Raw genomic sequence first — 13,000 nt, 5'->3', positions numbered from 1 at the left:
TCAGTTGAGGATCTCGCCGCGCTCGTCCGCGCGCAGCGCCGCCACGCGGTCACGCCACTCCTGCAGCGCCTCCGGCGCCAGTCGCGTCCAGTCGGTGACTTCGCCGAGCACGCGGAGCGGGGCGCCGCTGCGGTACGAGCGGGTGGGGTTGCCGGGGAACTTCTTGTCGGTGACGTTGGGATCGTCCTCGAAGTCGCCGGTCGGCTCGACGGCGTAGACCCGCGGGGCGGCGTCGCCGGGCGCGAGCTCGGCCGCCAGCCCCGCGCCGTCACGGGTCGCGGTGAAGTAGATGTGGTTCATCACGATCTCGGGCCGGTAGTTCGACGGGAAGCCGGCTGTCAGAAGGTCGCCGGCCCGCAGGTCGGCTTTCGTGCCGTGGAAGAACGGGCCCTCATCCGACGGCCGCCTCACGCCGATTCCTTCCACAAGATCTCGCGGATCGGGCCGTCCGCCGCCTTGGCCTCGATGAACGCGTACGAGTCCGCGACGATCTGCTCGAGCACGGACAGGTCGACGTCGCTGAGCCGTTTGATGTACACGCAGTACCCCGTCGTGGAGTGGCTGCCCAGCTGCGCCAGCATCCCTTCGTGGCGCGCGGTGCCGTCCATCAGGTAGACGGTGAGCTTGCCCTTGCGCGGGTAGAAGCCGATCGTGTGGCCGTCGCCTTCGCGGCCGGTGGCGTACTTGTAGTGGTAGGTGCCGAACCCGATGGTGCCCACGTTCCAGAGTGTGGGTTCCAGGCCGCTGATGCGCCGCATCATCGCGATCAGCGTCTCGCTGTCCGCACGCGTCTGCTCATCGAGCGTCGCGAGGTACTCATCGACCGAGCGGCCGTCGCCATCCGTCATTGCGCCTCATCCCTGCCGTCGAGGAGGAATCGATCGCTGGGGACGATACTCCGCCCGCCCGACACGAGCCAGGCCCCGCGGCGCGAGTGAGTCCCACGCCGCGGCGCCCACCGTCTCACTCCCCCGTTTGCACCGCGGCGACATCGAGGATCCAGGTCACGCCGAACCGGTCGGTGAGCATGCCGAAGCCCGGGCTCCACGCCGATGCCGCGAGCGGCTCGACGATCGACGCGCCCATCGACAGCGCATCCCAGTACCGCCGCACCTCGTCGAGCGCGTCGCCGCGCACCGAGACGAAGAACGGCTGGTCGGTCATCGTCATGCCGTTCTCGCGGCGCGTCTGGCCCGCGATCGCCGGCGCGTCGGCCGGCCCGGGGATGTCGTACGCCATGACGCGGAACCCATCTGCGGCGTGGACCTGCCCGAAGACCACGTTCTCGGCGCCTGGCACATCTGCGGGCATGCCGACCTCGCCGTACGTCGCGATCGTGAGGTCGCCGCCGAAGACCGACCGGTAGAACTCCAGGGCGGCGCGGGCCTCGCCGCGGAAGTTGAGGTGGGTGGTGGTCGTGATGGTCATGTCTGCTCCTCAGAAGGTGGCCGGGCGCGTCCCGACGACATCCACTCTGGCAACCGTGTAGGACGGTTTTTGTCCTACACTCTGGCTACTTTCGAGACATGCCGACGACCTCCCGACTGCTGCAGCTCCTGTCTCTGCTGCAGAGACGTCGCGACTGGCCCGGCGCCGTCCTCGCCGACAGGCTGGAGATCAGCCACCGCACGGTGCGCCGCGACATCGACCGGCTCCGCGAGATGGGCTACCGGATCGAGGCGACGATGGGACCGGATGGCGGGTACCGAATGGATGCCGGCAGCGAACTGCCGCCCCTGCTCTTCGACGACGACCAGGTCGTGGCCATGACCGTCGCGCTGCAGGCGGCGACCGCGACCGGCGCGGGCATCGAGGAAGCCGCGCTGCGTGCGCTGACGACGATCCGGCAGGTGATGCCGTCGCGGCTCCGGCACCGGATGAACGCGGTCGAGTTCTCTACTCTCGCTCGCCCCGGTGGCGGGCCGGTCGACCCGGTCTCCCCCGACGTCCTCATCGCCCTGTCCGCGGCGGTCCGCGCGCGCGAGGTGCTGCGGTTCGACTACGCGAGCGTGCGGGCGGATGCCGATGGAGCGCGGCCGCCGCGTCGGGTCGAACCGCACCATCTCATCGCGTCCGACGGCCGGTGGTACCTCGTCGCGTGGGATCTCGATGTCGACGACTGGCGGATCTTCCGCGCGGACCGTATCTCCCCGCGCACGCCGACCGGTCCGCGCTTCCCGCCGCGCGGGGTACCGGGCGGCGATGCCCGCGCGTACGTCGCGGCGCGGTTCAAGGGTTCAGCGGAGGGCGACGGCTGGCCGTGCACGGGGACCGTGATCCTGCACCTGTCGGCGGATGCCGTCCGCCCGTTCATCGGCGACGGCACCGTCGACGCGATCGACGCCGACCGCTGTCGGCTCACGGCCGGATCCTGGTCGTGGGTCGCGCTCGCGGCATCGCTGTGCCGGTTCGATGCGGAGATCGAGGTCGTCGGGCCGGCGGAGCTCACCGAGGCGTTCGCGCAACTCGCTGTTCGGACACGCGCGGCCGCGACCCGTTGACGCCAGCCCCCATCCGGCGCGTGATCATGGCGCGGTGAACGCGCCCTCATCCTCCGCGAGACTGATCGAGACGAGCGTGCCGGCACCTGCGCCCGCCTGGCAGATCACCGCAGCATCGAACGGCGCCTTCCCCGTGAGCGGCCCCTCGCCCACGGACACGTATCCGGGGAGCGTGATGGGCTGGCTCCGCGGAGCATCCGTGTCGCACACCTCCGCCACCACATCCCACGCCTCGGCTTCGGGCTCGATCGTCACGAGTACCTGTGCCTGCGGAGATTGCGGCGCGGGGTCGGCGGGAGGCTCACTCGCTCCGACCGGCGGCTTCCCGAAGATGAAGCTGGTCAGCTTCTCGCCCTTCGGGACGGTGATGATCTTGCCCGCACAGGGCCCACTGGCCGCGAACGCGGTGAACCCGCCGTCCGGGTCGCCGGCGTCGTTGACCGAGACCAGGGTCCCCGCGAACGTGCTGGCCCAGCCCGCTTTCGATCCGCAGTAGGCGAGCTCTTCGGCGGTCTTGGCCGAGTCGGGCATCGTGATCGTGATCGGCATGCCCAAGCCGGACGGCGCCGGGTTCGCGACCGCCCACGCGTAGATCATCCCGCCGGTGACCGTGAGGACCGCGCCGACGAACAGCCACCGCCGGACGAGCCGGAATGTCCCGCGCAGCTGCGACACCCCGGACTCCGCGATGAGGAGGTCGCGGTGCATGAGCCGGTTGTTCAGGATAGCCCGCTGGTCGCTGACGCGGCGGGCGGCCGCCCGGGCGGGGAGGGCTCCCTCCTCGAACGCCGCGGTCGCCGCCTCCAGCGCAGCTGCCGCCTTGGTGACGTCGTCCGGAGCCGGCGTGGCGCCGGCCGACAGTGCATCCTTCGCCTCGCCGAGATGCTCGATCGCCTCCTTCAGCGACGCGTCGGCGGCCTTCAGCTCGACTGGGTCCGGCGCGAAAAGCGACGTGACGAACGCGACCACCGTCGCGTGCCAGGCGGCGACCGCAAAGTTGCGCTCGCGGCCTCGCAGACCCTTGATGACCGTCGTTCGGGAGGGGCCGTCACTCAGGCGCCAGATCCGTTCAGCGTCGGCCTCGTGCTCGGGCGCGAGCGCCGCGATCACCGTGCGGAGCGCGGCCTTGAGCTTCGCCTCCACCTCATTGGTCGAGGTTCCTGCCAGATCGGGCGGGTTGGGAGCCAGCCGCCATCCCGTCTCCAGGGCGAGAAGAGCGGTCTCGGCGGCCGCGATCTCGTCGAGAAGGCGCGACGTGTTCGCGACCGGGTCGCCCCCGCCGATTCCGGGACCGAAGTGCGCGGCCTCGTCTCCGGACAGCACCTGAGCGAGGCGTTGCGCCTGCTTGTGCGGCGGATAGAAGGTGCGCCGCCACCGTTGACGCCGCGCACTGCCCGTCACCGTGCTGGTCAGCGTCTGCTTGATCTCACCGAGGCTCGCGTCTTCGGGTTCCAGCGCCCTCGTCGTCGCCCAGACGACGACGCCCAGACCGAGACCCGCCAGAACGAGGCCGAGGATGACCCATCTCATGTCGACGGCGGTGAGATCGACGAACGGCACGGAGCCGAAGATCAGCAGCCCGATCGCGCTGAAGCATGCCAGCACCCAGCGGACGAGGCTGTCGTACTTTTTCCGCGCCCACGCGAGTGTCGTCGCGGCCTGGTCGGTCGGCGGCGGGGTTTCCGTCGCCTCGTCTTCTTTCTCGCCCGGCCAGGCGTCGGTGAGGGCTTTCAGTGCCTCGCTGAACTTCTTCATCGCATCGGCCAGCGATGTCGTCGGCGCGTCCGCAGCCATGTTGGCTCCCCCATGAGTCGCGTTCCCCTATCCGGACACTAGGGGCGAGGTCTGGCGCGGTCAAGGGAGGTCGGGAGCGAACGGACTATCCACGCAAGGAGCCCCGCACCTCCCGAGGTGTCGGGTGGTGCGGGGCTTCCTGCATGCGGTTCGCGAATCAGATCGACGGCCGCCGACTGTCGTATCCCCAGACGGTGGGCATCCGCCCTCTCGAGTCCCGCGCTGTCCCGACGATCGACCCGATCACCGCGACCATGGAGAGAACCGCGAGGACGATCACGAGGATCATGATCTGCCTCCCTACCGCCGCGTCGCGGTGACGATGAGGTACTCCCACGGCATGACGCCGCCCGCGAGGAAGCGGTCGCCCAGCGCCGCCATGTCGGCATCCAGCGCAGCGACCTTCTCCGCGTCGTCGGCGAGGAACCTGTAGACCGCGATCGTCGGGCCGTAGTTCGCCTTGAAGAAGTCGCGGAACTCCGCACCCGTCACGAACCGGTCGACCCGCAGCTGCTGCTGGTGGGCGACGAAGTCGTCGACGCGGTCGCCGAACAGCGTCCGCACGTGCTCGACGCTCCCCCACAGCGGTGCGGGCGACGCACCGGCTGGCGCCGGCGGGGCGTACGGCTTCATCGTCGCGAAGAGCTGGCCGATGAACCCGTTTGGGGTCCAGCTGAGCACGCCGATCGTTCCGCCCGGCCGGGTGACGCGCACGAGCTCGTCGGCGGCCAGTTGGTGGTGCGGCGCGAACATCACGCCGATGCTCGACATGACGACGTCGAAGTCGGCATCCGCGAACGGCAGCGCTTCGGCATCCGCGGTCTGCCACGCCAGCTCGATGCCCTCCGCCTCCGCGGCGGCGCGGCCGACGGCGAGGAGTTCGGGCGTGAGGTCCGTCGCGACGACGTCGGCCCCGCGTCGCGCCGACGGGATCGCCGACGTGCCGGTGCCGGCCGCGACGTCGAGGACGCGCTGCCCGGGCTGCACGTCGACCGCCTCGACGAGGATGCCGCCGAGCGTGTGGACGACCTCGTCGACGACGGTGGGATAGCTTCCGCTCGCCCACATCGCGGCGTGCTTGGCCTTGAGCGCACGGTCCTCCTCCGTCGCGGTGACGGGGTGGGTGGTGCTGGTAAAGGTTGACATCTGGTTCCTCCAGGTCGTGGTTGGTGAGACCACGGTAGGAATCCGGCATCCTTCGCCACATCGGCGCCGACGCGCAACAATCACCGCGCGAAGAGCGGATGCTGGCGGCTGACGCGTACGCGTTACGTGTGCGACAGCAGCCGCGCGACGGCGGCGGTGCGGGCGGTTCGTCCGTGCAGCCCGAGCTTCGCGTAGGCGTTCTGCAGGTGCCGTTCGACGGTGCGCACGGAGAGGAACAGTTCGGCAGCGATGGTGTCGTTGTCGCGGCCGGCGGCGGCGAGCCGCAGGATGTCGAGCTCCCGCGGCGAGACGAGGCCGGCGATGTCGTCGGTCGTGGTTTCGGGGGTCGCCCGCCTGTCGGGCTCGATGAAATCCGCGATCTCCTGGAGGAACATCGGCCACGCGGGCTCGTCGGCGAGGACGACGTGGTTGTTGCTGTCGAGCCCGACGAGGCGCGCGCCGCGGATGTTCGCGGCGAGGTGCCGGGCGTGGTGGAACTCGTTCATCTGGTCGCCGCGGCTGTGGATGACGAGGGTCGGCAGGTCCAGTTCGGGCAGGCGCCACGTCGAGTCGGTGACCTGACGCTGCGCACGGGAGATGACCGCGGTCTCGGTGTCGCACGCGCGGGCCTGCAGGTCGTCGAGCCACCGCATCTGCTCTTCGGTGCCGCCCGGGATCATCATGCTGCTGAAGACGCGCCGGAACTCGGATGTCGGACGCGCCCACCCGACTTTGATCAGCGCCTCGAACGCCGCGAGCATCTCGAGCTCTTCGGGTGTCGCGGCTGCCTGAGCTCCCGAATAGCTCCCGTAGAACATGAGCCGGGTGAGACGGTCCGGATGCCGGGCGGCGTACTCGATCGCGACCGGACCGCCCTGCGCCATCGCCATGAGCGCGAATCGGTCGAGCCCGGCGTCCTCGACGACCGCCTCGAGGTCGGCGAGGCGCGCTTCGAGGCTGTGGTCGGTGACGCCGCGGTCGGAGAGCCCGTGCCCGCGCTCGTCGTAGCGGATGACGGTCGCGATCTTGCCGAGTTCGACGAGGTAGTGCCGCCAGACCGGGCTCTCCCAGTCGAACTGCAGGTGGCTGAGCCAGCACGCGTCGATCAGCAGCGGCGGCCCGGATCCGTGCACGGCGTAGGCGATCCCGACGCCGTCCGCCGAGCGCGCGAAGCGGATGTCCTGCACGGCATCCGCTCTGAGCGTGTCCACGCGGACATTGTAGGAGCGTGTCGCGGTTGGCACACCTGGGCGGGTTCATGATGGGACCTCGCGCGCCCGTGTGGAGTCGCCTCAGTACCCCCTAGCTCGGCAATGCCCCTAGAGGGACTCGAACACGTTTTGAGCATTTTGCATAGCGCCTTGAAACGGCAGATTCCGCGTAATTACGCGGATCTTCGCGGCCGGATCGACATCCAGCCACGTCCGAAAACAGCCAGTTGGAAATGGAATGCGGCCAAATCGCGGCCAGAAACTTCCCGTCGTGGAGCGCCAGCAGACTCATGCCGAAATGGAATGCGGCCAAATCCGAATTCGGCCTACGCGCATGTCGCCAATTTTGAGCAATTTGCGTGCAGGCGCGCATGCAAACGGAGCAAAGTGTCGAAGTGGCGTTAGATGCACCAGATTGCCGTCAGCGTCCCAACGAGGGGCCCGACGGAGAGCCCGGGAGTTGGTGCGGGCGCGTCAGTTCGTCTTCGTCGGCGCGCATCCGGTTGTAGGTCTCCCGCGTGATCAGGTCCTCAGCGAGGCCGGCTTCGCGGGCACGAGCCATCATGCGCGTCGCTGTGCTGACGCTCACACCGAGCTGCTCCGAGACGAGTTTGAGGGGAGCGAGGTTCACGGTCGCCGCTATCCGGTAGAGCGTCACCGCCTCGCGCACCGTCTCCTGGTAGTTGCGATCGGTACGCGATCTCACTTCCTCGATGTACTGACTGAAGGACTCGGGCTCACCCTCATCGCGCGTCACGGTGACGACGCGCATCGACGAGACCGCGACGAGGTACTGCACGCGCACATCGCGGAGCGCGGCGGCCGTCACCTCGTCCCCCTCCCCCACGCGATCGAGACGGACAGACGCCGCCGCCGTGCGCCGCAGCTGCTCGTCGAACACCACATGAAGGCGGATGGCTCCCGCGACGTTCGGCTCGCCGATCGCGACAGCATCCCACGCCTTGGGGATGCTCACGCCGTCGCCGACATCGACCCGCTCGGTGTCGGTCACCTCCACGTCAACGTCACTCATGCGATGAGCCTGGCACGATTTCGGGTCGATGAGCAATACATGTCGCGGATTGCTCAGGACAGGAGTACGGTGTGGGCAAGTGATGACATGCATTGCTCACCGAAAGGAGAAGGACATGAACAAGACTGACAACTCACTCGCACTGACGATGAAGGATGCCGCCAAACTCGTCGGCGTCGACTACCGCACGATCAAGCTCGGTATCGAGAGCGGGACCATCCCCACAGTCCAGCTTGGCCCGCGCCGAATGATCCCCCGCGTCCCGTTGCTGCGCGTATTCGGGGTAGATGCCTGACATGCGCCGAGCGGATCGCCGCTGGGGTTCCCGATGCGTAGGCGCAGGGCGCCGTCGCTTTGCCTAGTCGGCGCCACCCTGGTTGCCAGACTCGTTGCGCTATCCGCCCTTGTCACAGTCGAACGACACCGCACACGAACCCACGGCCTCGGCGCCACACGCACCCCCTCAATAAGGCCGCCGCACTCACGCTTCGCATAATGTTGAGCTCAACTAAGCCCAGACGAGCAGGAGCAGGTCTTGATTCGCGCCATTCACCCGTTCCCAGCACGTATGGCACCGGAAGTGGCGCTCGCTGTCGTCGGTGAATCGGCACGTCCGATGCGGGTGCTGGACCCAATGTGCGGGTCCGGGACAGTGCTGAGTCTAGGCGTCACTCACGGACACCAGGTCACAGGCTACGACCTTGACCCACTCGCCGTCCTCATGGCCAGAGTTGCAACTCAACCCGTGGATTCGAGCGCATTAGCCGGACTTGCTGATGAGTGCTTGGAAAAAGCTAGACGGGCTCGAGCGACCGATGCCCACTGGTCCGACAGCGAGACCAGGGAGTTCGCGCGCTACTGGTTTGGGCACACGCAGCGGACTCAGCTCGTTCGGTTATCGCGAGCTTTAAATGAACTTGACGACAGCCCGGAGCGCGATGTCCTGCACGTTGGCCTAAGTCGGCTGATCATCACGAAGTCACCCCGGGCCTCCCTAGCGGCGGACACCGCACATAGCAGACCACATCGAGTCCTCGACGACTCGAAGTTCGATGTGTACCAAGGATTCACGGCGTCGGTTGCCGCGATGTCAACGACACTTGGAACCAGGCGGCTCACGGGCTCAGCGCGCATCGAACGCGGCGACGCGCGAAACAAGGCGCTCTTCGCCCCCGACACGTACGACCTGGTGGTGACCTCGCCTCCTTACCTGAATGCCATCGACTACCTGCGCGGTCACCGCCTGGCGCTGATCTGGATGGGTCACACACTCTCCGAGTTGAGAAGTATCCGCAACATCTCGATCGGTTCGGAGGCAGCTCGCAGGGAGGCCCCCACAGAGCCGCATGAGGCTCTAGTCGCCCGCGCCTTCAAAGGGCTGAACCACCTCGATAACGGGACTCATCGGTTAGTCCTCAGGTACGCACACGACATGCTGGAGCTGGCGAACAACGTCCACCACTGCCTGGTTGAGCGGGGCCGAGTCGTGGTGGTCGTCGCCGACTCGGTCCTGAGAGGCAACCGCATCCCCACGGGCGACATCGTCACGATGGCGCTGGCTGATAAAGGCCTAGAAGTCAACTCGGTTCAAACTCGCGAGATACCCGCAACGCTTCGGTACTTGCCCGTAGTAAAGGCCGGGAACCAGCTGTCCAAGCGGATGAAGAGCGAATACATCATCACCGCCGTGAAGGTTGCGTCGTGACCGCCGAGTCGACGACTTTAGTTCGGCTGCGCCCATATGCCCGACTTCTCACGATGCTCGGCGAGCAGCTCATCAAGAACGACCGAATCGCGCTAACTGAGTTGGTAAAGAACAGCTACGACGCAGATGCGACTCGAGTGCAGATAAGGCTGGACGGCTTCGGCCCGAACCTCGAAACGCTCGCTGATTCGTCTATAACCGTCATTGACAACGGAATCGGCATGTCCGCGGATATCGTGCGCGAACACTGGCTAAACCCTGCCACAAACATTAAGGCGGAGAAGAAGCGCAAGGGAGAGTCCAAGACAGTCGGCGGACGCGTCATTCAAGGGGAGAAGGGCATTGGCAGATTTGCAATGTTCAAACTGGGGTCCTCAGTAGAGCTCAGAACCCGCGCCGAGGGCGAAGACCTCGAGGTTTCAACGAACCTTGACATCGGGTTCCTCGACGGCGGAGCGACGCCGGAGGCTTCTCAGGAGCTCACCTATTTGGACGAGCTGCGTGTGCCTGTGACGGTCCATGAGCCCACACGCTTTACTGAAGTGTCGACGATCGGTCCGCATGGGACGGAGCTGATCATCCGGGCACTTCGCAGTACTTGGTCTTGGTCGAGCCTTGAGAACCTTCACCAAGACCTACTTCGCCTCAGGCCGCTGCGGCAGCTCCTTACGGGCGATGCGGGTGTCGATCAGCGCGAGTTCTTGATCGAGTACTTCGTCAACGGCGAGCGACCACCTTCGCTCAAGGATCCGGACGAGTTGCTTGAGAACATCGCTCAGCATGCCGTGCTCAAGGTAGTCGGAGATTACCGCTCGGCTTCCAATTCCTTCGTCCTGACGGTAAACGAGCAAGACCGCGTTCTCGAGTTGGGTTCTGATGAGATTCGGGGGCTAGAGCTATACCGACGCGTCTCGAAGGAACGAGAACCTCATCTATTCACCTCTGGTGATTTTTCCTTTGAGCTGATGGTGTTCGATCTGCGTCCGAGCGCCGAGGCGGAATACCAACTGAATCCGGTTGATAAGGACCTGATCAAGAACCATCGGATATACCTATATCGCGACGGCGTTCGCGTGCTTCCATATGGCGATCCCGACGACGATTGGCTGCAACTTGACACCATTCGAGGGACAATGGGGGCCAACCGGGTTCTGGGTAACGACCAGACTATTGGCTTTGTCTATATCTCTCAGGAGGACAATCCTGAGCTACGCGACAAGACCAATCGCGAGGGCCTGATTGATTCGGGCGGCGCCTACAGAGATTTTCTTCACTTGCTGCAACTACTCATCAACTACTTGCGGAAAGGTGACTTTAGCCGCTATCTGCAGGAGTCGCGCCAGAGATCTGACGCAAAAAAGCGCCGTTCCATCGACGCCCTCGAGCAACGCCTCGAAGAAGTGCGAATAAGCGTTCAAGACGCTCCCTCAGCCAAGCGCGCCCTGGACAATTTCATTGCCGCCTACTCGATAGAGCGGGAGTTTATGCAGGCACGCGTCGAGCAGTCTGAGGACCTTGCTGGCGTCGGCCTCTCGGTCGAAACGGCGTCGCACGACGTCATTGCTGCGTCGAATCAAGCCTACAAGGACGGGCTTCTGCTGGTCCAGCAATTGGGCGGCGAGCTGGGACTAGGGCATGATCTCACGGTCCGTGCCAAAGCGTTATCAGAGACCTTGTCTTTTGTGGTTTCACGCCTCCAGGACGTACAGGGTCTATTCGTATCGAGCCGCAAGCGCCCCAAGGCTCTCAGTGTCGCTCAGTACGTGAAGAAGATTAGGTCGATTTATTCTCGGACTTTGGCTGAAGCCGGAATCGACTTCGAGATAAGCGGCGACGAGAATCTTGATTATGTCGCCCACGAGCCGACGTTGCTCCAAGTGTTCCTGAATCTCACGGACAATGCGGTCTATTGGCTGAGGGTCGCCGATGTGGCGGAGCCTCGCATCACGGTGACTATCGACTCGAAACAAAGGGAGGTGATTTTCAGGGATAACGGCCCTGGAATAGCCGCGCTTGATATGCCCTATGTCTTTGAGCCCTTCTTTTCCGCAAAGGGCGACGAAGGGCGCGGCTTAGGGCTGTACATCGCTCGTCAGGTGGCCGCTCGCGATGGACTTAGTTTGGAATTGGTCGAGGAGGTCGAAGTCGATCAGCGCGGTCGTGTCCCAGCCACCTTCAGATTGAGGGGCTCAGAATGACCGCAACCGCCATGGATGTTGTACGCGGCGCTGCAGTTGTGATTGACGATCGCATCGGACAGGAGAGCGATATCGACGACCTGCTGAAGCAGCTCGACGACGAGGCGATCCCTACAGTGAAGCTGAAGAGACTGCCCCCGCCGGAGTCGCTGGTTCATTGGAAGCAGTTCGCGCTGATCGTGATGGACTGGGCACTGACCGACGTCGATGATGAGTCCGAGATTGAAATTCCGGCCGGAGTGCCGGTCCCGTCTACTCTCTCCCGAGAGATCATCGACCGAAACATCGCCTTCATTGCTGCGCTCCTCGAGCAAACTGCACTACCAGTATTCATTGCTACGAACGAGTCACTCGACGAGGTAAGGACCTCCTTGCGCGAAGGCCTCGAGACGGACTTTCCGGTTTACAACGAGCGGGTGCATGTATTCAGCAAGAGTGAGCTGAAACCTGACCTCTTCGAAACCATCGGCAGCTGGGTTTCCTCCCGGCCGGCCCTCACAGTCCTTAACGCGTGGCGCACCGCTTACGTTGATGCCGAAATCAATGTCTTTCACCAGTTCTCACGAGCGCAACACGATTGGGTGGCGTCTATTCAACGAGCCGCGGCAGCTGATGACGCGGAGCTTCCGGTCATGATGCGCGACCTCATCGCGGCAAACGTATTGAACCGAATCGGGCCGCTCAAGGTGATACTCGGCGATGTGGCTCCTGACGGTGCGCTCGACGACGCGAGCTCGCTTCGCCGAGTCTTGCACTACAGCGCTGTGGTGCCCGACAGCTCTTTGGCTACGTCTGAGGCGAGCACGGGCGATTTGTTTGTGGTCGATGGAGCATCGGAGCCCTTCGAACGGATTCGCATCCTTCTGACTCCCGAGTGCGACCTGACGCTTAGAGACAAGACCTGGCGCTTCACGACGCTGACAGCAGTTCGTAATCCTCGGGCGTCGAAGCAGTCGAAGAATCGAGCGGCAGAGGCGTGGAAGTTGTCGAGGTCACGCGACCTGTTCCTGACCGTAAATCTTCTGACAGAAGACTGCGCCGAGTACGATATTGCGGTCAACGAGTGGACATCCGAGGCTGTCACGCCAACGAAGACGCCCGACGAGTTCGTCATCTGGCCCGGCCACAAGAGGATTGGCAGACTCCTACCTCCCTACTCGAGCTTCCTGCAACAGAGTTTCGCCTCGGTGGCTATACGCAAAGGCATGCCTCGGCTCCCAGCGGACCTGTATGCCGCTGCGGTCGCTGAGGCGGAGTGACGAGTAGGCAGACGTGAACTGCGGTACAGCGGACGATCCGTGCTGGCCCTCCCCAATCGCCACGAGAAGCGATTAGGGTGCCGCGCGCACTCGGCCACCGGGCTCCGCGGGCCCATCCGCGGGGAACGGTCGGAGGGTAGAAGATGTAGGCGC

At 65.0% G+C, this 13,000-nt stretch carries 13 protein-coding genes; 5 read left to right on the top strand and 8 right to left on the bottom strand.

Annotated elements, in window-relative coordinates:
• The 3 genes from arr to QZL85_RS00695 form a co-directional block, all read right to left on the bottom strand.
• Positions 1–411 carry an NAD(+)--rifampin ADP-ribosyltransferase gene (gene arr / locus QZL85_RS00705; RefSeq protein ID WP_295572398.1) on the bottom strand — a complete coding sequence of 137 codons (411 nt, stop codon included), beginning with the start codon at positions 409–411 and terminating at the stop codon, positions 1–3.
• Entirely contained in the window at positions 408–848 is a 441-nt protein-coding gene (locus QZL85_RS00700) for a DUF1801 domain-containing protein (RefSeq protein ID WP_295572395.1), read from the bottom strand. The genes arr and QZL85_RS00700 overlap by 4 nt, the downstream gene beginning before the upstream one ends.
• 115 nt (positions 849–963) lie before the next feature.
• Positions 964–1,428 carry a VOC family protein gene (locus tag QZL85_RS00695; RefSeq protein WP_295572392.1) on the bottom strand — a complete coding sequence of 155 codons (465 nt, stop codon included), beginning with the start codon at positions 1,426–1,428 and terminating at the stop codon, positions 964–966.
• 98 nt (positions 1,429–1,526) lie between these two features.
• Here QZL85_RS00695 and QZL85_RS00690 point away from each other — a divergent pair, with 98 nt between their 5' ends.
• A complete protein-coding gene (locus QZL85_RS00690) occupies positions 1,527–2,501 on the top strand; it encodes a YafY family protein (protein ID WP_295572389.1) in 975 nt (324 codons plus the stop codon).
• 24 nt (positions 2,502–2,525) lie between these two features.
• Here the strand turns inward: QZL85_RS00690 and QZL85_RS00685 are convergent, their stop codons facing one another.
• The 5 genes from QZL85_RS00685 to QZL85_RS00665 form a co-directional block, all read right to left on the bottom strand.
• Positions 2,526–4,295, bottom strand: a complete 1,770-nt coding sequence (locus QZL85_RS00685) for a hypothetical protein (protein WP_295572387.1) — start codon at positions 4,293–4,295, stop codon at positions 2,526–2,528.
• A 157-nt stretch (positions 4,296–4,452) separates the two neighbouring features.
• Positions 4,453–4,584 carry a hypothetical protein gene (locus QZL85_RS00680; RefSeq protein WP_295572385.1) on the bottom strand — a complete coding sequence of 44 codons (132 nt, stop codon included), beginning with the start codon at positions 4,582–4,584 and terminating at the stop codon, positions 4,453–4,455.
• A gap of 11 nt (positions 4,585–4,595) precedes the next feature.
• Entirely contained in the window at positions 4,596–5,441 is an 846-nt protein-coding gene (locus QZL85_RS00675) for a class I SAM-dependent methyltransferase (RefSeq protein ID WP_295572382.1), read from the bottom strand.
• 122 nt (positions 5,442–5,563) lie between these two features.
• Positions 5,564–6,652, bottom strand: coding sequence for an alpha/beta fold hydrolase (locus QZL85_RS00670; RefSeq protein ID WP_295572379.1), 1,089 nt, complete (start codon positions 6,650–6,652; stop codon positions 5,564–5,566).
• Between the two features lie 421 nt (positions 6,653–7,073).
• Positions 7,074–7,685 carry a hypothetical protein gene (locus tag QZL85_RS00665; RefSeq protein WP_295572377.1) on the bottom strand — a complete coding sequence of 204 codons (612 nt, stop codon included), beginning with the start codon at positions 7,683–7,685 and terminating at the stop codon, positions 7,074–7,076.
• Positions 7,686–7,800: 115 nt separating this feature from the next.
• Here QZL85_RS00665 and QZL85_RS00660 point away from each other — a divergent pair, with 115 nt between their 5' ends.
• From QZL85_RS00660 to QZL85_RS00645, 4 genes are all read left to right on the top strand, one after another.
• Positions 7,801–7,980 carry a helix-turn-helix domain-containing protein gene (locus tag QZL85_RS00660; RefSeq protein ID WP_295572374.1) on the top strand — a complete coding sequence of 60 codons (180 nt, stop codon included), beginning with the start codon at positions 7,801–7,803 and terminating at the stop codon, positions 7,978–7,980.
• Positions 7,981–8,253: 273 nt separating this feature from the next.
• Entirely contained in the window at positions 8,254–9,390 is a 1,137-nt protein-coding gene (locus QZL85_RS00655; RefSeq protein ID WP_295572371.1) for a hypothetical protein, read from the top strand.
• Complete coding sequence (locus QZL85_RS00650) at positions 9,387–11,588, top strand: sensor histidine kinase (protein WP_295572368.1); 2,202 nt, start codon at positions 9,387–9,389, stop codon at positions 11,586–11,588. The genes QZL85_RS00655 and QZL85_RS00650 overlap by 4 nt, the downstream gene beginning before the upstream one ends.
• A complete protein-coding gene (locus tag QZL85_RS00645; RefSeq protein WP_295572365.1) occupies positions 11,585–12,847 on the top strand; it encodes a hypothetical protein in 1,263 nt (420 codons plus the stop codon). The genes QZL85_RS00650 and QZL85_RS00645 overlap by 4 nt, the downstream gene beginning before the upstream one ends.
• Positions 12,848–13,000: the final 153 nt, after the last annotated feature.

The organism is uncultured Microbacterium sp., from assembly GCF_900078385.1.
In the GTDB taxonomy this organism is placed as follows: domain Bacteria; phylum Actinomycetota; class Actinomycetes; order Actinomycetales; family Microbacteriaceae; genus Microbacterium.
This window is presented reverse-complemented; position numbering and strand designations above follow the sequence as displayed.